This window comes from Erythrobacter sp. W36 (genome assembly GCF_057364935.1).
In genome coordinates this window covers 1,420,678-1,440,413 of the sequence record NZ_CP200281.1, presented here as the reverse complement: position 1 = coordinate 1,440,413, position 19,736 = coordinate 1,420,678, and the positions used below count along the sequence as shown (strand labels likewise).

Genomic DNA, 19,736 nt, shown 5'->3' with positions numbered 1-19,736 from the left:
TCTATCCGGCCTTGTCTTGCCAGACTTATCCGGCGGCCTTCATCTCTGCATCAATGGCGCGCCAATCCTTCGTCACAAAGTGCTCTTGGATTGCCGTGCGTGTTTCCAGCATTCCGTTGCGGATCCAGTGCCATGTGCGGCAGCGGTTCTGACCGTCATCGGAGATTTGGATTTGCTCGTAGAGGTAGAGCGATGGATCACCAGTGCGCTGCCAATAAAGCATCATGGTGCGGTTATATTCGTCGAGCGGAACGGGGGCGGCCCAGCCTTGGATCAGCTCATTGTCCCACCAGATCCGGCCATCGCGGTAGGTCGCAGGGAAATCGCGCACCTCGGTTTTGCCATCAGCCCATGTGTAATGATTGGTCTGGTGATAGGGGATGTCGTCTTCGCCCGTCATCCGGCACAGCAGGCGGCTGGCGTGCTGATCAATCAGCTCGTCTTTCGCGTTGAAATATGTGTAGGTGCCGTCCCACACGCCTTCGTGGCGGGCCAGCAACTGCATGTTTTCGGAAAACTCAGCGTAAGTCGTCATTGTGGAGCTCCATTGTTGTCGGTCAGTGTTTGGTGCCAGCGGCGTGCAGCGTCGTCGGCGCGAATTCGGGCAAGGGCGCGGGCATGGAGCGCTTGTGGCTCCAATCCTGCGGGGTCGAGCGTGGTGGCGCTTGCGGCGCCCGCTTCGTACCACGGGTTAAAGAACTGCTCTGCGCGGGCGATGCCCCAGGCGCGCTGAAGATGCAGGCCAAACCGGTCTGGCGTCATATCTGGATAGAGCTGATCCGGGTCGCCTTGCGGCGCGTCTGGCCACTGGATTTCGGTCGCGGCCAGCGATTTCGCAGCGGCTTCGATTGCGCCGCGCATGTCAGCAAAATCAGAGGATTGTCCATGGCCGGGCACATCGATGGCGAGTTCGCCCTGCGCTGGCTCTGCCATTTCGCCCGCTGGTCCGTGCAGCATCAGCCTGCCGCCGATTTCGCCGCGCCAATGGACCAGCCCGTCATCGACCGGCACCCAGCCTTCGTTTTCATCCTCGGCGAGGGCGGGGCATGGTTCCCCACTGGCGTGCTCTAACAAAAACGCGAGGCTCTGCGACAAATGATCGGCGGGGGTGCGGACCTTGGCTGCTTTCCAAGCCGTCGGCATCGCGCCCAGACGGTCAATATGCGGCTGAAGCGGATCACCGTCACTGGCGGTGATCAGGCACGGCGGCACATCGGCATCAAGGGCTGGTATGTCGCGCGGTGCGCGTATCACCGCGCCATAACCTGCGCGGTAGGCATCGCCTGCATCGAGCATTTCCGACACCGCCTGATTGATGCGGGCAACATCGGCATGGGCCACGGACATGCGCGCTTCCTCGCGGGTGTCGAACCATGGGAAGACCCAGCTTTGCTCGATAATCCTGTTCCATAGCCAGGTCAGGTGCTCGCCGTAATGGCTCGGCTGGAAGGGCGGCAGATACCTCTCGCTGAAGACTGCCATCTCCTCTGCGTTCCAGACGGCATAGCCGCCAATGGCAAGACAATCGAAGCGCACGCGATGACGCTTGGTCGCGGCAACGAGGATGATCCCGCCGGAATGGAAACCGTAAGCGGGGCAGCGCTCAACCCCAAGCGCGTCCAGAAATTCGCACAGCGCATCCGCGAAGTCATCAATGTCCGGATCGCGGCCCTCGGTCTGAGGCAAGGGATCACTCTGCCCAAATCCCGGCGTGTCGGGCACCACACAAGTGAAATGCTCACCCCATACGCGCATCAGATCGATGTATTCGGCGCTTGAGCGGGGGCTTTGATGCACCATCAACAGCATCGGACCCGCGCCGCAGCGGCGGTAGTGAACCTTACGCGCAGGCACTCCGTTTTTTGCTGGAACGGTCAGCATATGCCGTGTGATCGGAGCGCTCAAAAGGGGCCTTTGCAAAGTTGTCCGGACAAATTCTACTCGACAAGCCTCTACGCCTGTTTATTAGCTGCTGTCAAAGAGGAATCGAAAGGGAGCCTGATGAGCGAATTGATCGGTACGAAAATGATCGAGGATGGCCAGACTGCGCGCGCGATCTTTGAAGGCGTGATGGCCAACCCGGCCCGCAAAAAATTCGGCTTTGGACAGAAACTGGCGATTGTGAATGTCGATGTGCAGCAGGCCTATACGCGCACCGACATGTTCAAGACCGCATACGAGACTGACCCGAAACAAATCGATTACATCAACCAGATCAGCCGCCTGGCCCGCGCCAAAGGAATGCCAGTTATTTGGAGCCGAGTGGCGTATAAAGGCGATGCGGCGGATGCCGGCTGTCTGGGGAACGCGGACTGATACTGAGGACAGTCTGCAGAACATCAAGTATGACAGCGAGCGACATGCCTATGACCCGCGCTGCGATGTGCACGAAGACGACCTGCAATACACCAAGCGGATGCCGTCGAGCTTTTTCGAAAGCCCGCTGGCGAGCTATCTAACCTTTCACAAGGTCGACACGGTGGTGGTGACCGGCGGATCGACCAGTGGCTGTGTCCGGGCTACGGCGGTGGATTCGCTGTCTTACGGATACCGCACGATCGTCCCGGTAGAGACCTGCGCGGACAAGCATGAAAGCTATCACTTTGCGAACCTGACCGACCTTCAGTTGAAATATGCTGATGTAGAGCCAGTGCAGGCGGTGATCGATTGGTTGGAGGCGCGTTGATGCAAGAGGGCGCTACTGATCCGGGGCTGTACGATTATCACCCTTATAACGCGCGGCCAAAGATCGCTTGGCCAGAGGGCAAGACCTGCGCGGTCTGGGTCGCGCCCAACCTCGAATATTACGAGATCGATCCACCAGCGAACTCGCACCGCAAAAGCTGGCCCAAGGCGCATCCCGATGTCGTCGGCTATTCTTACCGTGATCATTCCAACCGGGTCAGCCATTGGCGCATGGCCGATGTGATGAGCCGCCACGGATTTCCCGGATCGGTAAGCCTGTCGGTGGCTTTGTGCGATCACCATCCCGAAGTTGTCGCCGATGGGGTGGAGCGCGGCTGGGAGTTTTTCAGCCACGGGATTTACAACACCCGCTATTCCTACGGCATGTCAGAGGCTCAGGAACGCGCGATCATCGAGGACTCGATTGAGACGGTCGAGCGCGCCACCGGACAGCGCATTCGCGGCTGGCTCGCGCCCGCTTTGACGCACACGCCGCGCACGCTTGATCTGCTGGCGGAATATGATTTCCATTACACCTGCGATCTCTATCACGATGATCAGGTGCAAGAGGTGAAGGTTGCCAAGGGCACGCTTGCCTCCATTCCCTATAGCCTTGAGGTCAACGACCATTACGGCTTCAACGTCTACGGCATGTCAGGCCGCGAATATGCCGATTGTCTGATCCAGCAATATGAGCGGCTCGCTGAAGAAGGCGAGCGCACCGGGTCTGGCACAGTGATGTGCGTTCCGCTGCACGCCTATCTGATTGGGCAGCCGCACCGGATTGGCCCGTTTGAAGAGGCCTTGGCGCATATCGCCGCGGACAGCCGCTGTTGGAAAGCGCGCGCTGGCGAGATCGTGGACCATTGGAGGGCCGCGCAATGAGCCATTCCATTCAATCACCGTTCGCCCTGAGCCTGTCGAAGGGCTGTCTTGCTTTCTGCGGTGCCGGGGGGAGCGAAGTGCAATGCTTCGACAAGCTCAGCATGAACGGATCAGGGAGGCTTGTCCCATGACGCTTCCAGCCGACTACACCACCTATCCCCGCCGCGCCGAGGGGTATGACCACGATTACTACGACTGGTCGAACATGCATGACCGCGCGCCGGTCGCTTGGCCGGATGGCAAATCGGTCGCGGTGTGGCTGTGTATCAGCCTCGAGTGGTTTCCGATTACGCCGGAGGACAAACCCTTCCGCGCGCCCGGCCATATGGTCACACCTTATCCCGACTATCGCCACTACACTGTGCGAGACTACGGCAACCGAGTTGGCGTGTTCCGCATGCTGGAGGCGTTCAAGGCTGCCGGGGTCAAGGCGAGCTTTGCGGTCAATGCTGCGGTCGCAGAACGCTATGCCGAGTTGATCAAAGCGGTGCTGGCCGATGGTCATGAGATCATCGCGCATTCCACCGATATGAATGGCACGATCACCAGCGATCTGGCCGAAGCCGATGAGCGCGCGCTGATCGCAGACAGCCTTACGCGGTTGGAGGCAGCAAGCGGTGTGAAGCCCAAAGGCTGGCTCTCGATTGCCCGCTCTCAAAGCTGGCGCACCGCCGATATCCTTACCGAGCACGGGCTCAAATACACCTGCGACTGGGTGAATGATGAGCTGCCGTATCGCTTCAAAAATGGGCTGGTGAACCTGCCGCTCAACACAGAGCTGTCCGACCGGATGATCATCGCCACTCAGCAGCACTCGGCAGAGGGCTGGGCACAGATGATGCGCGATGCGTTCGATTGGCTCGCCGGAGAAGCGCGCGGCACAGCTTACACCAAAGGCGGTGGACGAATGCTACCGATACACATCACGCCATACATTATCGGCCAGCCATTCCGGATCAGTGCCTTGGAACAATTGCTCACAGACCTAAGCGGCCGCGCGGAGGCGTGGATCGCGCCGGGCGCCGAGATCGTCTCCGCATGGGAAGAACAGCAATGACAATGATGAGCGCGCGCAACCCCCGCACGGGCGAAGCGGATTACGAATTCGCTGTTAGCTCGCGGGCTGAGATCGCTGCAGAGGCGGCGCGCCTAAGAGCAGCGCAACCCGCGTGGGAAGCGCTGGGCCCTGAGGGCCGCGCGAAGGTCTTGCTGCGTTTTGCTGATGCGGTTGAAGCTGCTGCGCCGCAGCTTGCCGAGGCGCTTGCGATCGACACCGGACGCCACGCCGTGGCCTGGATCGAAGTGGACGGCCTGTCGCGGTCCTTGCGCCGCTGGGCAGAGCGCGGGCCCGCATTGATCGCCGGGTTGGACCGGGACGCAAAGCCTTCCGCCTCGCCGGGTTTTGAAATTCGTGCAGACTACACAGCTTATCCGCTGTTCGGGGCGATTGCGCCGTGGAATTTCCCGGTGATCCTGACGCATATCGATGCTATGCCAGCTATGATGGCGGGCTGCGCTGCGCTGGTGAAACCATCTGAGGTTACGCCTCGGTTTGTAAAGCCGATGCTGGAGGTTCTGGCGCAGGTTCCAGAACTGCCGCTTGCCTATGTGATGGGCGGTGCTGACGTGGGGCAGGCCTTGATCGAGGAGGCTGACTACATCTGTTTCACCGGCTCCACCGAGACAGGCAAGAAGGTGGCGGAAGCTGCCGCGCGTCAATTGATCCCTGCCAATCTGGAGCTGGGCGGCAAGGATCCAATGATCATCACCGCCAATGCCGACCCGCAATGGGCCGCGCGCATCGCCCTGCGCAGCTCAATTGTAGCGACTGGCCAGGCTTGCCAATCGATTGAGCGCATCTTTGTAGCGCGCGAGATTGCCGAGCCGTTTTTGGCCGCGCTCGCGGAGGCTGCGAAAGCGGTCGAGATCACCTTTCCCGATCCCAAGCAGGGGCATATCGGCCCCTTCATTTTTCCCGATCAGGCGGGGAAAGTTCAGGAGCAAATCGATGGCGCCGTGGCCAGCGGCGCGCGTGTCCTGGCTGGAGGCAAAGTCGAAGAGTTGGGCGGCGGGAATTACTTACGCCCCACGGTGCTCGCCGATGTCACGCCAGATATGGCGGTGATGCGTGAAGAGACCTTTGGCCCCGTGCTGCCAGTGACGATCTTTGATGATCTGGAGGCCGCGATCGCGCTGGCTAATGACACAACCTATGGCCTCTCAGCGGCGGTGCTCGCGGGCTCTTTGGAGGAAGCGAGCGAGATCGGCGCGCGGCTCGATGCCGGAGCGATTTCGTTGCAAGATGGCGCGCTCACCAGCATGGTCTCCGATGCGACTAACCATTCGCGCAAAGCCTCTGGATTGGGGCCAAGCCGCATGGGTGATGAAGGCCTGCTGCGCTTTCTGCGCCGCCGGGCAATGATCATCCAAACGGGCGATGCGCTGCCGATTGATGCCTACCGTGAAGGGCAATCCGGGTGAGCAATCGCGCGCAGCTGGGGGCGGCAATGCCGGCCATGCTGCTGCACGAGGGGCGTTGGGATGGGTGGTACCGCGACTTTGATTTGGACGGCAAATTGCTCGATGAGCGGCGCGTCAAAACGCTTTGCGAGTTTCCCGATGCAGGTGAGTGGCACTACATCCAGCACAATCGGATCAGCTGGGCGGATGGGAGCGAGGCCACGTTTGAATTTGGCGGGCGGCTCGATGGTGACCGGCTGGTTTGGGACACTGATCGTTTCTCTGGATATGGCTGGCAAACGCACGAGCACACGATCATGCTGCGGCTCGACCGATTGGACGTGCCGGGCGCGTGCTATGTTGAGATGATTGGCCTGTTTCCCGGAGCTCAGACCCGCGCGCGGACCTGGCAATGGTTCAAAGACAACGAGCCGTGGAAACGGACTCTCTGCGATGAAAAACGGGTGGGTTGAGAGAGCGTCGCAGAGTTTGGACGCTAACTCCTCAACGCTCCAGCTCCACCAGCTCATAACGGTTCATCATATACCCGTCGATCGAGCCATAGACGAGCACAGAGTCCTCATCCGCCGTTACCCACATGTCAAAATCCGGATGGCGCGTGCCGCCCATGCCCTCATCGCTCTCGTCAACATAGCGATAGCGGCGACATTGGAATGTGCTCGACCTCAACGGTCTTTTCCTCTTCGCCGACATATTCCATCGTCATCTCGAGGCTTGCGATTTGCGGCGGGGTTGCGCCGCGGTGATCGTGGGAGGGGAGGAAGAATTTGAGGCGGCGGCGATGCGGCCCCTTGCTCAAATCCATCATCCGGGTGGTGAACCCATCGCTGACCACCGGATGCGTCCCGAACGCATCAAATTCGCCAGCGTCTCGCGTTTCGGAATTGCGCCCGATTGATGGGCCATAACTCTCGCAGGTGATCTGGTTTGCTGCTGCGTCATAAGCCATCCAACCAGAGCCGAGAAACTCATCGCCGAGCGTAAGGTGCACCAGCAGGTTCTGCGGCTTGCGATCTGGCCCGATGTGGCAGGTTATGTTGCGCAGCACAGTGGGGTCGGGTTCTTCGATTTCGCACTGCGCGGTCATGATGACAGAGCCATCGGCGTGGTGCGAAAAGTTGAACCATTCGCGCCCGCGCTCTTGCCCCTCTTGGCCAGGCTTGGCTGATAAGTAGCGGATTTTGCCGCGCACATTGCGGTGCTGCATAAACCCGCTCCTGCGCTAAATCAGACCGGCGGCATCTAGCCGCGCGATCACGTCTTCTTGGGCCCGCTTGAAGTAATCGCGATCCGGCACGCTGGGGCTGCCTGCGTCCATCATTTCGTTGCCGCGGTGGAAAGCTTCTGCGCTCGCGGCATAGGCGTCTGCGAACAGGCCGGGGCGCTGGCGCGCGAGCGAGTTGATCATTGCCGGGGTCCGGCGGGCGGCGCGCAGCGAGCTAAGGTCAATTGTGCCCGATGCGGTGAAAGTTTCCCCGTCGCCCGATTGCGCCATCAGCTTGCCGCGATAATCGACCATGCGGCTGTTCCCATCCGCACTGGCAGGCGGCAGGCCCGTGCCGGAAATACCCGCCGTATTGGCGGAGACGACATAGGCCATGTTTTCAAAAGCGCGCGCTTGCTTGGCGATGTCCTTGGGCGTTGCCAGCGGCGATCCGATCTCCGAGGAAGAATGCGCAAACACCTCCGCACCGCGCATCGCCAGCACGCGTGCGATTTCGGGATAGAGGATTTCCTCGCTCGCAATCGCTGCGATCCGGCCGATCTCTGTGTCGGCGACCGGGAACACGGCATCAATACCGTAGCGATCGAGATAGGCGTCCCACACATCATGCGGGCTGGGCGCAAACATCGACAACAGGCGGCGATAACGCAGTACAGTATCGCCATTGGGCGCGATCAGAAAACAGGTTTGGAAATAGAAATCTTCGAACGCCGCATCGCGCTCGTAAGCATTACCAGCGATGAACATGCCGAGCCGCTGAGCAACTCCGCCCAGCGCTTCGTACTCAGGTCCGTCCGCATCCCAACACGCCTTGGCCGCAAAATCGGCTATCGAAATTCGGCCCGGATAAGAGGTGAAGAGATATTCGGGCAGCACCGCCAATTTTACCGGCGCCCCGCCATATTGCGCGATAAAGATCGATGAAGCGCGGATTTGCGTTTCAATCTCGCTGATATGCTGCAGCATGGCGGCACGCGCAGCATCATTGTCCAAGGTTTCGAGCGAGCGCGCCGTCAATTGCATTGCAACTGCGGCGTATGGGGCAGGGGTGTTGGCAGGTGTTGTCATTGAAGCGTCATGCAATCCGTATCAGAGGCCGAGCGAGCCGGGGTTCATCAATCCGCGCGGATCAAGTTCCGCCTTGGCGGCTCTGAGCAAGGCATCAGCGCGCGGCTCCAGACTGTCGCGGTAGCGGTAGGTCCGCCCGATCTGGAAATGCGCCGCTCCAAACTCAAAGAAGATATCGACGATCCCTTGCTTGAGCTTTTGTGTGAGCTCCCATGCAGGCTCATTGGGCTTGAGCTTTGGCAGCTTCTTAAGATGCGCCTTTTCGATTGTGTCATTGATGAGCGGATTGCTGGCGTCAGGCCAGTAAAGGCAGGGCTCGATCACCATGCCCGCGCCGCCAACCGTGGCGACCAGCGTGCCGTAATGAATGCTGAGCTGTTCCATTTCATCGGCATGTTTCGCGAACAGAGCTTTGATAGCGGCGAAGCATTCCGCCGAGCGGCCATGCTCGACCAATCCGTGGATCGGCGCCCAGCGCTCGCCATCGGGGCCGAGCATGGAATTGAGCGGGCCAAATGGGTTGGCGCGGATGATCTTTGGGATCGTATTTTCAACTTCGCGCCCGCCATAATGCGCGGCCAATTGGCGCGCGATTTCAACGTCGGCATCGGCTGCGGCTTGGATGCGCCCTTCGGCCAAAACGTGGAGTGAGAAGTTCGCGTCTTTAAGAAAATCGCGTCCGGCTGCGACGACCTTCGCGCCTTCCTTCAGCGCCTTCATGACGCCGCCCTGTTTCTTCATCATACCGACCAGCTGCTTGGCATCGCTGGTCAGGCTGTCGCGCTTCATCCGCAGCGCGTTGAGATAGGGATCAAAGCCAAAGCATTCGGTGGCGATACCGCGCCGCTCGATCTCGGTCGCGGCGGCAAACCAAGCATCCGCGTCGTCAAACGCGAAGCTGGCATAGGCATGGCAATCGGCCTCTGGGATCAGTTTGAGCGTGACGGTCGCCTTGATGCCAAGCGCGCCGGTATCGCCGAGGAACATTCCCGTCATGTCCGGGCCATAGGGGCGCATGTGCTTCTTGCCCGTGGCGAGCAATGTGCCATCGGCCAAGACGACTTCCAATGCGGTGCAGCTTTGCACAGCGGACCCATAGCGGCCCGTGCCCCAAAAGATGCAATTCTGGCTCATCCCGCCGCCAATGCTGGCCTTTAGACCAGAGAGGGTGCCCCACATTGGTGTGCGCAGATTGTGATGCGCGAGCCGTTCGCGCAGGTCCGCCCAAGTGCAGCCTGCCTCGACCGTGACGGTCATGTTGACGTCGTCGACTTCGAGCACGCGGTTCATCTGAGCGAGGTCAAACAACACGGTGCCGGGCGCGTCCTGAGTGTAGCCGCCCGTGTAGCTCATACCGCCGCCGCGCGGGGCCACGGCATGGCCGGCATCGGTCGCCGCTTTCACAGCCGCTGCGAGTTGATGCTTGTCCTTCGGACGCACCACTGCGGCCAGATCTGCGCCGCGTGAATAGATGTCATGGGCGTAGAAGTCGAGACTGGCTTCGTCAGTGAGCACGTCTGCGGCTGATGCACTCAGGCTGTCAGCTAGCGAGGTTTCAGCAAGGGTGGCCATCAGGCTGTCTCCGGTTCGGGGGTGTTAAGAGGTGAGGCAGGTGTGTCTTCTTCAGTTTCGGGAAAGCTCTCAGGGTACTTGCCTAAGAACAGCAGCAAAGCACCGCCTGCGACAAACATGAAAATCGCAATCTCGAGGATAGGATTGAAGCTGCCCGTGCGGTCAAAGACCTGAGCGTAGATCAAAGGCGAAGCGGCCGAGAACAATCCAAATGGCATATACAGCATGCCGTAGATCTTACCGTAATTTGCCATGCCGAAATAGCGGCCCGTTAGATAGGCGATAAGATCGCTCTCTGCGCCAGCGGCAAATCCGAGCAGGAAACCGGCCATTGCGGCGAGCACGAATGTGACGTCGACCTGTAGCAGGATCCAAGAAGATATGGCTGGCAGACACAGCAGTGGGAAGGCGACCATGCCTTGCCAGAAGCGGTCGAGCAGCGCGCCAGTGATTAGGCGGCCTGCAAAAATGCCAATCCCCAAAATGCCCATGACGGTCGCCTGAGCTTCTGGTTCAATTCCGCGCAGTCCCAGCATCTTGGGCATGTTGATGAACGCGCCGCCAAATGCCCCCGCGATCAGCGCAATCGATAGCCAGATCAGATAGAACCGATAGTCTTTTAGCGCTGCGCCGAGCGTAACTCCGGTCAGCTTGCCAGAGGCGCTTTCAATCGCCTTGGGACGCTCCTCAGGTCGCGGTTCGCGAAACAGAAGATAGCCAACCACAAGCGCGGCCATTGGGAACAAGGCGACGAGCGCAAACATCGAGCGCCAGCCGTAATTCTCGATCGCCCAAACGGCGACCTGAGGCACAACCATGGCAGCGAGGCTGGTTCCCATCAGCAAGATGCCCAGGGCTAAACCGCGGTTTTTGAAGAACCACAGATTGACCGCACGGCTCCAGGTGACGGGCGTCGATCCGATGCCGACAAAGCCGACGACGACCCAAAAGCCGTAATAGATGTAGAGTGTTGATGGCTCATTCGCTGTTGGCGTCAAAGAGATCGCGGCAAAGGCGAGACCGAAGGCGAACAAGGACCAAAGTGCGACAGGACGCACGCCGTATCGGTCGGCAAGCCAGCCAAAAACTGGCGCTAGGAAGCTTGCAATCACTCCGAAGATTGTGATTGGGATCAACACTTGGGTTTGCGTCCAGCCGAATTCCTGCGACAGCGGCTCTGCGGTAAAACCAATCACGTTAAACGGCAGCGGAGAGGCTCCGCACATCACGCCGAGGACTCCGGCGAGAAGCACCTTCCACCCGAGCGAAAACTCGCCCTTATCGCCGCTCGTATTTTGTTCAATCGCGGTCACTGTAAAACTCCGTGAGGTTGCCGTCCGGATCGCGGACCGCGAAGATATCGGTTTGGCCAAGGCCCTCTATTTCCACGCCCTCAGCTTCAAAAGCGATATCCGCGCCTTTGCCGGAAATGGCGGCGCGATAGGCCTCCCACTTCGCAACAGGGTAGCGGACTGAAATAATCCCAAGATTGGGCGGTAAAGCATGGGCCGAGAGGTCGCGTCCTTCGAACCCTTCGAATTGCATCAGCTCGATCCTCCCATCTTCGCCGGGCAGCACAGGCTGAACGACAGCGGCGCGGCGCACCAAAGTGGTAGCGAGATTGGCGGGAACGGACAGGTTGTTTGTGCGCGGCTCTGGATCGGTGAAGGGCGCATCGAACAGCACACCCATTCCCAGCGTCTCGCGGTGCCATGCCAGGCTCGCGGGCTGATCCTTGACCATGCGCATGGAGTTGAAGGCTTGGCTTAAGCGACCGGTGGGAAAGCCTTCAAACGGCGGCGCGACGCGCTCATACACCGCATAGTTCACTCCGTGCGGGCCGCGGATCACGACATTGATGAGGTCAGAGGTGCCGAAGCTGAAATGATAGGGTTCACTCTCCGCCCACCAGCCGCGCGCGATCGCCGCATCGAACATTTTTTGTGCATCATTGCTGCGCAGCATAATCGAGAAAATACCGCCGGTATCCCATGGCCGCGCGGCAAGGCGGATTGGCCTCTGGTTCTTGGCGCCGTCAAACCGAACGAAGCGAATGCAGCCCGTCTCCGCCTCAGCCGCGCACACTTTGCGAAACGCACCAGAGACGCCGTTTGGGAGGCCCCAATAGTCAAGTTCACTGCGGGCCATCTCTCCCGAACTTACCTCTCGCCAACCGCCATCTTCGACGAGCCAAGCGGCGCTTTCATTCAGGTCCGCAACGCTAATGACCGCCTCGCTCCATGGCGCCACACCAAACTCACCTGCGTTCTGCGCCGCCGCCGCAGCGGGGCGCAGGAGAGCAAGGACAAGCAACAGGCCAAGTGCGAAAGCTCCGGCGACAAGAGGCTGGCTAAAGAGAGGAAGTGCGTGCCTCATCTCAGTCGAAGGTGAAGCCCACATCGACCCCAAACGTCAGCGGCGGCGCGGCGAACACCTGGTTCTGCGATCCACCTGCAAATGTGTTCGCACGGAAGTATTCCCGGTCGGTCAGGTTCTTTCCCCAAAGGGTGACGCGCCAGCGATCGGTGCGATATCCGATCCGCGCATCTAGGCGCAGGCCGGGCTCTTGCTTGGTGCCGGGGACGTTGGCGACAAGTCCGAAAGTGTCATCTTCCCACGCCGCATCGCCGCCGAAGAACACCTCTCCATTGCCAAGCGCTACATCGTAATTGAACCCGATCAGCCCTTTGAACTCGGGCGCATTTTTGAGGTCCAAACCAAGCGCGCAATCGATGATCGCTTCTTCAAATGCAGCAGTGCCGCCAGCGGGAATTACTGGCCCACAGGCTAAACCCGGCGTTGTCGTTGTGCTGCCGGTGAGCAGGCCCGCCTGAGCGAAATTGAGCGTGCGATATTCCGCATCAAGGAAGCTGGCATTGCCGTAAATGACCAGCCCATCAATCGGTTCAATCCGGCCTTCCAGCTCGACGCCTTGAATGCGCGCCTCACCCGCGTTGATCCGGGTGAAGCCGCCAGTGGGCAAGGTGCCGCTGATCTGCAGGTCTTGATAGTCGTTGAAGAAGTAGGTCGCATTCAAAGTGATCCGGTCATCCCAGAACTGGGTGCGAAGTCCGGCCTCAATACTGTCGAGCTCTTCTTCATTCACCGGCAGGAAGCAGGCGACCGGGCTGAAACAATCAGGCGAGAAGCCCGGTGATTTAAAGCCGGTTGAGTAAGAGGCGTAGAAGAGAATGTCGTCGGTCAACTCGTAGTCGACCTTGGCCGTCCAGGTGATATTGTCCGTGTCGGCCTCGCCCGTGATGCCTGAACCAAAGCCAGCCAGCGGACCGCCCGCATTGCCTTCAAATTCGCGGTCTTCCGTCGTCCAGCGCAGTCCGCCTGTCAGGGTCAGCGCGTCGGTCACATCAAAGGTCGCCTGAGTGAAGAGTGAGAAGCTTTCTGTCTCAACGTCGTTCTCGAATGGGAAGACGAACAGGTAATCGAGATTGACGGATTCGGTGTAGTAGAACGCGCCGGTCGTGAAGTTGAACGGCCCGTCGAAATTGGAGCTGAGCAGCAGCTCCTGGCTGAATTGATCTTGCTCGGTCTGCTGGAAAAATGGGAAGCTGATGAAGCTTGAAAGGTCGTCCTGCAATGAGCGCAGCGCTGTGATCGAGGAGACGGTGAAATTATCATATTCACCGGTCAGTTGGATCGACGCGCCAAAGGCCTCCACCTCGCTATCAAAATCGGTGACGCAGCCGATGGGCTGAAAATTGACTGGAGTGGCCGCCGAGCAGGTGACACCAGCAGCGGGCTCGATGGTGAAGATATCGCCATCAACATCGGTGGTGATCGCCGGGTTCGTGCTGCTCGCAGCGAGCGAGCTTGGCGTGGGATCGCTGTTGTCGGATGTGTAATCGAAAATGGTGAGCATCGACCAATTTTCGTTGAGCTCGCCATAGATACTGCCGCGGAAGGCAAAGACCTTTTCCGCGCCTGCCTCTGTGCCAGCCTGATCGGCGAAATCACCATTGGGGTTGAGCGTGTGGAAGCCATCGCGCTCTTTGTAGAGGCCGGTGACCCGCACTGCGAGCGAGATCTGCCAGGCTGAGGTTGGCGGTCCCGCGCGCTGAGATGCGGTCAAAATTGCCATAGCCTAAATCGGCGGAGAATGAGTTCTCGCCCAGCTGCGGGCGGACCGAGGTGAATTTGATCGCGCCGCCATTGGTGTTGCGACCATAGAGCGTGCCTTGCGGGCCGCGCAGAACCTCGACCTGTTCGATGTCGAGCAGATCGACGAGTGAGCCGACGGTACGGCCGAGGTAAACATTGTCGATGTAAATGCCGACGGCCGGATCAACCGCGCCGCGCGATTCGTCCTCGCCAACGCCGCGGAAAAAGATCCGCGCGGACGAGGCGGTACCGGTCCCGGTCGAGATAACGACACCTGGGATTTGGGCCTGAAGGTCATTGGCGTCGGTAATCTGCCGGTTTTCAAGCTGCGCACCTGTGAGCGCGGTCACTGCTGCCGGGACATCCTGCAAATCCTCTGCGCGGCGCTGGGCCGTCACAACGATGACGTTATCGTCTTCCGCTTCGTTAGTCTCTGCAGTCGCGCCTTCTTGCGCCAAAACCTGTGCAGGGGAGGCCGTCAATGCGGCGATCGAAACAGTGCTCGCGAAGATGAGTGATTTGTAGGTGCGCAAGTCCATGGAAAAATGTCCTTTCGGAAAAAGCAGGCCAACCTTTTCTGGCCGGAGAGCAGTGTTGCACAAGTAAGTTGTCCGGACAACCTCCCGTCACACAAAGGCAGGAGGCGAGCTGTTTCTAACCGCGTGTCAGAACACGGCTTGCAGCGCGTTCACCGCTTTCCAACGCGCCTTCCATGCCGGTGTTTTCGATCGCGAGATGCTCGCCCGCAAAGTGAAGGCGGGCACCTTGTTCTTGGCAGGCGGAGGCGAGGGCGCCCGCCATTCCGGTGCCGATATGATGATAAATACCGCGTGCGCCTGCCTCACGCTGCCAGCTGAACAGGCGTTCGACTTTGACTTTACCGGCGCTTGATGGACGCATTTTGGCAATCCGACTGATGATCTCAGCTTTGGCGACGTCTTGTGGCAAGCGGTCGAGCAGATCTGCGCCTGCGCCGGTAGTCCAGAGTTTCAGCATGGGAGGGCTGTCGCCGCTGCCATCCGATAGGATAAACACCCGCCCAATCAGCGGGTCATCGCTCCACAAAGTGTCGGGGAAGGGATCGCTTTGCCAGAAAGGTTTGCTCGCCGACAAATAGGCAAAGCTCGCGCGGGTGTAGGGCAGCTGCGCCATGGTATGCGCCATCGCTGGTGACATAGGCGATTGGACGATGGCTGCGCCGCGCGCGCGCAGGGCGGAGAACGGAATGGTGCAGATCGCGGCGCGCGCATTCAGTGTTTCTCCACTCGTGCCGAGCGCTAGGGTTACTCCGGTAGGTTCTTCGGCAATGCCGGTAACTCTAGCGCCAAGCCGCACATCGCCGTTAAGTTCTGCTGCCATCGCCTCGGGCAGGCGCTGCGCACCGTTCGTAATTGTTGAGATGGGTCCGGGCTGGCTGCGGAATACCGAGAAACTGCGCGCGAGATGAAGCTGCGACATGCTGGAGAGTGAGTTGCCGTTGAAATTGGCGGCGATCAGGCGCAGTGCTTCATTGCTGGCGCCAGCATTGCGGAGCGCCCGGGCAACTGAAAAGTCGAGCTCCGGTGATGCCTCCAGCCAGTCTTTTGGCTGAGCCAATGTCGGCAATGCGCGGGCATAGCGGCGCAGGAGGGCGGCGGGCTCGCTTTCGCGTTCTTCGGGGCTGAGCTTATTGCCCGGACTTTGCGCCCAGTCGGTGGCAAGCGAGCGCTCGCCATTGATCCAATAGAGATTGCCGGGCGTTTGGGTGCGGCCTGCGCCTGATCCGCCGTCGCTGGATAGAGCGACGCCGAGCCGCGCGGCGATGGAATGCAGCCTTGTGTAGCCCGCGCCAACCTGGATGCCGCCCGCCTCTGGACGGCCCGGTAGGTCATCCAGTGTGTGGAGCCTGCCGCCAATGCGGTCCGCGGCCTCCAAGACGACGACAGACAGCCCGGCGTCCTCGCAGATTTTCGCGGCGTTAAGGCCGGCTAGGCCAGCGCCGATGATGGCGACATCAACCTGAGTGCGCCCCCATGCCATCCTGGGCGCAGCACCGGCGATGATCGCCGCCGAGCTGCCCGCCAGAAATGCGCGCCGTGTCGTCATCGGCAGGCTCAATGCCCTCCTGCAGGTTTTGCTTCGTCGCTTTCAGCGCGAGCCTTGTCAGTCAGCAGCTTGAACTTTGTCCAAGTTGTTTCGTTCTTGCGCGTGTCATCCTTAGGCGGAGCCTGCTCGTAAATCGGATAGTTCTCGCGGATTTCTGTCTTGAGGATCTCTGGCAGCTCTTCGAACCCACCAGGCAGTTTGCGGCCCATCGCGTTGAACACCATTTGACCAGGGCGTCCGCCCATTTCCATCCACGGGGCCCAGCCGGAAATGCGGACCCAGCTGATCATTGGATAGGCAGTTGGTTTTGAGCTGTCGTAAAGGTCGCTCTTCAGCGCGGCGAAGTCGAAAATCTCCATCGCGTGGTATTTGCCGCCGACAAAGTCCTGATATTCGCCAGCCAGCGGATTGGTGTAAAACAATGGCACTTCAAACGGCATGAAGACATACGGCCCCGCTTCGCGCAGAGTGCTGATCTTATACGGTGAACCATCGGTCCCGCGCGGAAAGGTCGGGCGGCTGTTTACAGGGTCGTTGTGGATTTGCATCACGTTGACCGTTTCGCCCGTGTAGGGGTTCTCCCATGTGTCTACGACTTCGCCAGTCGTGGGATCGAGCATCAACATAACCTCGCGGCTGATGATGCGCCAACCGGTCCCGCGTTCTGGGTCTTGCACCTCGACGCAGCGGCGAATATTCATGCCTTCGCCTTTGAACAGCAATTTGTCGCGTTGTCCTGGGGAGCGGCCATAAACATTGCCTGACCAATGATAGACTGCCGGTTCGTCCTCGGACACACCGCATTGCATCCGTTTGGAAATCTCAACCGCATCTTCGGGAACGTTGGGATCGAGCATCCGAGCCTGTGCTGGCTGAGCGGCCAGTGCGGCGGCTCCGGCGAGGCTGGTGACGGCAAAAAGCAGATTGGCGAATTTCATATTCTGGCTCCCAAAACTATCCGACAGGCAAATTTGTCCGGACAAATTTACATTTCTTGCTTGACTTTAGATTTGTCCGGACAAATTGTGAAGTCACAAAATGACGCTAATTTTGGCGTCAGCAAAACGGGTTGATGATTCTTTGTTTTCTGCGGCTTCTCTACTGTTTGTTCCCGGTTCGCGGGCTGATCGCTTTGAAAAGGCGAAGGCTGGCGGCGCTGATTTGACGGTGATCGATCTAGAAGATGCGGTCGCGGCGGACGACAAAACGAGCGCGCGCGAGGCGGCCTTGGGTCAGATTGCTGCAGACAAAGCTGGCTGGGCCATTCGCATCAATCCCGTGCCGACCGCTGCCGGTATCCGCGATCTTGCGGTGTTGACTGACACCGATGCATTGCCGGACACGCTGCTGGTGCCAATGGTTGAAAGCGCGGCTGAGATCGAGGTGATCGCCGGAGTGCTTGGCGATCGCTGTCCTGCGCTGGTACCTCTGGTGGAGACGCCTAGGGGTCTACGTCATGCACTCGAAATCGTCTCGCACGATGCGGTTGTCGCGCTGATGTTTGGTGGCGGGGATTTTTCTGGTGAGCTCGGTGTCGAGCTTGCTTGGGAGCCGCTGCTAACCGCTCGCCAGCAAGTTATTCTCGCCTGCGCAGAGGCGCGCAAGCCCGCGATCGATGTGCCTTATATCAAGCTGGAGGACGAAGCTGGCCTGGCTGAGGAATGCGCCCGTGCGCAGTCAATCGGCTTTGCGGCCAAGGCTGCGATCCATCCGCGCCAATTGCCCGCGATCAAATCAGCCTTCGCGCCCAGCGAAGCTGACGTGGCCGAAGCGCGCGAAGCGCTGGCCGCCTATGAAGCAGGCGGCGGGCGCGCAATTCGGTTCAACGGACGGATGCTCGAGGCGCCGTTCATCAAGAAATACCGCGCGGTTATTGCGCGGCATGAGGAGCAAACAAATGCGTGACGGTGTTATCGAAGTTGCCCCTGGGCGCTTTCGCGAAGTTCAGGGCCGCTACTTTGAAGATTTTCAAGAGGGGCACATCTACGAACACCGTCCCGGTCGCACGATCACCGATGCGGACAATGTGTGGTTCACGCTGCTCACCATGAACACGCACCCGGCGCATTTTGATTATGAGCTTTCGAAAGACACCGAATTTGGCAAGCCTTTGGTGGTGAGCCCGTTCACCATCGCGCTGATGACCGGCATGAGTGTGTCGGACACCAGCGGCAAAGCGATTGCCAATCTCGGCTGGGACGAAGTGCGCATGACCAAGCCGCTTTTCGTCGGCGACACAGTCTACTGCGAGAGCGAAGTTCTCGAAAAACGCGAAAGTAAGAGCCGCCCCGAGCAGGGCATCGTCACCTTCAAAACCGTCGGGAAAAATCAGCACGGCGAAGTCATCGCCCATTACAAGCGCACGGTGCTTGTGTGGAAGCGCGGCTTTGGCGGCCTCGACGACTAACCCCATCTCCCAAAGGAATTGACCATGGCTACCGCTGCAAATCTCGAAGACCAAATCCGCACCATCGATCCCGATGAAGAGCGTGCATTTATGGACGCGATTGATCGCTGGCTGGAGCGTGAAGTGATCCCAGTGATCCAGCATCACGATCACGGCGATATCTGGCCAGAGAAGCTGGTGGATCAGATGGCAGAAATGGGCTTGTTTGGCGCAACCATTGGCCAGGAATATGGCGGCCTCGGTCTGCCCGCGACAACCTATGCCAAGATTGTGATGCGCATCTCCAGCTATTGGATGGCGATCACAGGTATCTTCAACTCGCACCTGATTATGGCGGCGGCTGTTGAGCGCTTTGGCACTCCGCAGCAGAAGGCCAAATGGCTGCCGAAGTTTGCGACTGGTGAAATTCGCGGCGGGCTCGCGCTGACCGAGCCCAATGCGGGCACCGATCTCCAGGCGATCCGCACCGTCGCCAGAAAAGACGAGAATGGCGATTACATTCTCAACGGCACCAAAACCTGGATTTCAAACGCCTTGAATGGCCAGTGTTTTGCGATGTTGGTGAAAACCGATCCAGACGCTGATCCGCGTTATAAGGGCATGAGCCTATTTATCGCGGACAAGCGTGAAGGCCTGACCACCGGCAAGAAGTTCGACAAGCTTGGATACAAAGCGATCGACAGCGCTGAGCTGATCATGGAGGATTACCGCATTCCGGCTGATCAGCTGATCGGCGGCGTCGAAGGGCAGGGCTTCTTCCAAGCGACCGGCGGGTTGGAACTGGGCCGCATCAATGTCGCCGCACGCGGCGTTGGTCTTGCTGAAGGTTCTCTGCGGCTCGCAACCGAATATGCGCAGCAGCGCGAGACGATGGGCAAGCCCATTGCGCACCACCAGGCGATCCAGTTGAAGCTCGGCGAAATGGTCACGCGGGCGCGGGCTGCACGGTTGCTCACGCTTGATGCATCCGAGGCTTACGATTCTGGCGAACGCTGCGACAAAGAGGCGGGCATTGCGAAGTACTTCGCATCGGAAGCCGCCGTTGAGAACAGCCAAGAGGCGATGCGCGTCTTTGGTGGCTATTCCTATTCAAAGGAATATGACATCGAGCGTTATTACCGCGACAGCATGTTGATGTGCATCGGCGAGGGGACCAACGAAATGCAGCGCATCATTATCGCCAAGCAGCACCTCAAAGAAAACCAAATCTAA

Annotated in this window: 21 protein-coding genes; 9 read left to right on the top strand and 12 right to left on the bottom strand. The window is 59.4% G+C overall.

The genetic code is table 11. The features are described from left to right. Positions 1–25: 25 nt before the first annotated feature. Positions 26–535, bottom strand: coding sequence for a DUF3598 domain-containing protein (locus AC0V6U_RS07025; protein WP_472645458.1), 510 nt, complete (start codon positions 533–535; stop codon positions 26–28). After that, on the bottom strand, positions 532–1,905 hold the full coding sequence (locus tag AC0V6U_RS07020; protein ID WP_472645457.1) for an alpha/beta fold hydrolase: 1,374 nt from the start codon (positions 1,903–1,905) through the stop codon (positions 532–534). Before AC0V6U_RS07020 ends, AC0V6U_RS07025 begins: the two co-directional genes overlap by 4 nt. Positions 1,906–2,001: 96 nt before the next feature. Here AC0V6U_RS07020 and AC0V6U_RS07015 point away from each other — a divergent pair, with 96 nt between their 5' ends. From AC0V6U_RS07015 to AC0V6U_RS06990, 6 genes are all read left to right on the top strand, one after another. Next, positions 2,002–2,316 carry a hypothetical protein gene (locus AC0V6U_RS07015; protein WP_472645456.1) on the top strand — a complete coding sequence of 105 codons (315 nt, stop codon included), beginning with the start codon at positions 2,002–2,004 and terminating at the stop codon, positions 2,314–2,316. Then, positions 2,288–2,686 carry an isochorismatase family protein gene (locus AC0V6U_RS07010; protein WP_472645455.1) on the top strand — a complete coding sequence of 133 codons (399 nt, stop codon included), beginning with the start codon at positions 2,288–2,290 and terminating at the stop codon, positions 2,684–2,686. Before AC0V6U_RS07015 ends, AC0V6U_RS07010 begins: the two co-directional genes overlap by 29 nt. Continuing rightward, positions 2,686–3,570 carry a polysaccharide deacetylase family protein gene (locus AC0V6U_RS07005; protein ID WP_472645454.1) on the top strand — a complete coding sequence of 295 codons (885 nt, stop codon included), beginning with the start codon at positions 2,686–2,688 and terminating at the stop codon, positions 3,568–3,570. The genes AC0V6U_RS07010 and AC0V6U_RS07005 overlap by 1 nt, the downstream gene beginning before the upstream one ends. A 127-nt stretch (positions 3,571–3,697) precedes the next feature. Continuing rightward, entirely contained in the window at positions 3,698–4,627 is a 930-nt protein-coding gene (locus AC0V6U_RS07000; protein ID WP_472645453.1) for a polysaccharide deacetylase family protein, read from the top strand. Next, on the top strand, positions 4,624–6,051 hold the full coding sequence (locus AC0V6U_RS06995) for an aldehyde dehydrogenase family protein (protein ID WP_472645452.1): 1,428 nt from the start codon (positions 4,624–4,626) through the stop codon (positions 6,049–6,051). Before AC0V6U_RS07000 ends, AC0V6U_RS06995 begins: the two co-directional genes overlap by 4 nt. Then, positions 6,048–6,503, top strand: coding sequence for a hypothetical protein (locus tag AC0V6U_RS06990; RefSeq protein WP_472645451.1), 456 nt, complete (start codon positions 6,048–6,050; stop codon positions 6,501–6,503). Before AC0V6U_RS06995 ends, AC0V6U_RS06990 begins: the two co-directional genes overlap by 4 nt. A 31-nt stretch (positions 6,504–6,534) precedes the next feature. Here the strand turns inward: AC0V6U_RS06990 and AC0V6U_RS06985 are convergent, their stop codons facing one another. The 10 genes from AC0V6U_RS06985 to AC0V6U_RS06940 all read right to left on the bottom strand — a co-directional run bounded on the left by AC0V6U_RS06985 (position 6,535) and on the right by AC0V6U_RS06940 (position 17,055). After that, complete coding sequence (locus AC0V6U_RS06985) at positions 6,535–6,720, bottom strand: hypothetical protein (RefSeq protein WP_472645450.1); 186 nt, start codon at positions 6,718–6,720, stop codon at positions 6,535–6,537. Then, entirely contained in the window at positions 6,677–7,258 is a 582-nt protein-coding gene (locus AC0V6U_RS06980) for a hypothetical protein (RefSeq protein WP_472645449.1), read from the bottom strand. Before AC0V6U_RS06980 ends, AC0V6U_RS06985 begins: the two co-directional genes overlap by 44 nt. A gap of 15 nt (positions 7,259–7,273) precedes the next feature. Continuing rightward, a complete protein-coding gene (locus AC0V6U_RS06975; protein ID WP_472645448.1) occupies positions 7,274–8,344 on the bottom strand; it encodes a nitrilase-related carbon-nitrogen hydrolase in 1,071 nt (356 codons plus the stop codon). 21 nt (positions 8,345–8,365) lie between these two features. Next, positions 8,366–9,916 (bottom strand): FAD-binding oxidoreductase, encoded by a 1,551-nt coding sequence (locus AC0V6U_RS06970; protein ID WP_472645447.1) that lies wholly within the window; start codon positions 9,914–9,916, stop codon positions 8,366–8,368. Beyond that, positions 9,916–11,229, bottom strand: a complete 1,314-nt coding sequence (locus AC0V6U_RS06965; protein WP_472645446.1) for an MFS transporter — start codon at positions 11,227–11,229, stop codon at positions 9,916–9,918. The genes AC0V6U_RS06970 and AC0V6U_RS06965 overlap by 1 nt, the downstream gene beginning before the upstream one ends. Next, the gene (locus tag AC0V6U_RS06960) at positions 11,216–12,229 is read right to left on the bottom strand and encodes a VOC family protein (RefSeq protein ID WP_472645445.1); all 1,014 of its coding nucleotides are present in this window, start codon (positions 12,227–12,229) and stop codon (positions 11,216–11,218) included. The genes AC0V6U_RS06965 and AC0V6U_RS06960 overlap by 14 nt, the downstream gene beginning before the upstream one ends. A gap of 64 nt (positions 12,230–12,293) precedes the next feature. Continuing rightward, positions 12,294–14,003 carry a TonB-dependent receptor gene (locus tag AC0V6U_RS06955; protein WP_472645717.1) on the bottom strand — a complete coding sequence of 570 codons (1,710 nt, stop codon included), beginning with the start codon at positions 14,001–14,003 and terminating at the stop codon, positions 12,294–12,296. Beyond that, positions 13,885–14,571, bottom strand: a complete 687-nt coding sequence (locus AC0V6U_RS06950; RefSeq protein ID WP_472645444.1) for a TonB-dependent receptor plug domain-containing protein — start codon at positions 14,569–14,571, stop codon at positions 13,885–13,887. The genes AC0V6U_RS06955 and AC0V6U_RS06950 overlap by 119 nt, the downstream gene beginning before the upstream one ends. Before the next feature lie 115 nt (positions 14,572–14,686). After that, on the bottom strand, positions 14,687–16,117 hold the full coding sequence (locus AC0V6U_RS06945) for a flavin monoamine oxidase family protein (protein WP_472645443.1): 1,431 nt from the start codon (positions 16,115–16,117) through the stop codon (positions 14,687–14,689). Positions 16,118–16,125: 8 nt separating this feature from the next. Then, positions 16,126–17,055 carry a DUF1838 family protein gene (locus AC0V6U_RS06940; protein WP_472645442.1) on the bottom strand — a complete coding sequence of 310 codons (930 nt, stop codon included), beginning with the start codon at positions 17,053–17,055 and terminating at the stop codon, positions 16,126–16,128. 100 nt (positions 17,056–17,155) lie between these two features. Between AC0V6U_RS06940 and AC0V6U_RS06935 the strand changes: the two genes are divergently transcribed. The 3 genes from AC0V6U_RS06935 to AC0V6U_RS06925 are packed head-to-tail and all read left to right on the top strand — an operon-like array spanning position 17,156 to position 19,736. Then, positions 17,156–18,022 (top strand): HpcH/HpaI aldolase/citrate lyase family protein, encoded by an 867-nt coding sequence (locus AC0V6U_RS06935; RefSeq protein WP_472645441.1) that lies wholly within the window; start codon positions 17,156–17,158, stop codon positions 18,020–18,022. Beyond that, positions 18,015–18,524, top strand: coding sequence for a MaoC family dehydratase (locus AC0V6U_RS06930; protein ID WP_472645440.1), 510 nt, complete (start codon positions 18,015–18,017; stop codon positions 18,522–18,524). Before AC0V6U_RS06935 ends, AC0V6U_RS06930 begins: the two co-directional genes overlap by 8 nt. Before the next feature lie 24 nt (positions 18,525–18,548). Beyond that, positions 18,549–19,736 carry an acyl-CoA dehydrogenase family protein gene (locus AC0V6U_RS06925; RefSeq protein ID WP_472645439.1) on the top strand — a complete coding sequence of 396 codons (1,188 nt, stop codon included), beginning with the start codon at positions 18,549–18,551 and terminating at the stop codon, positions 19,734–19,736.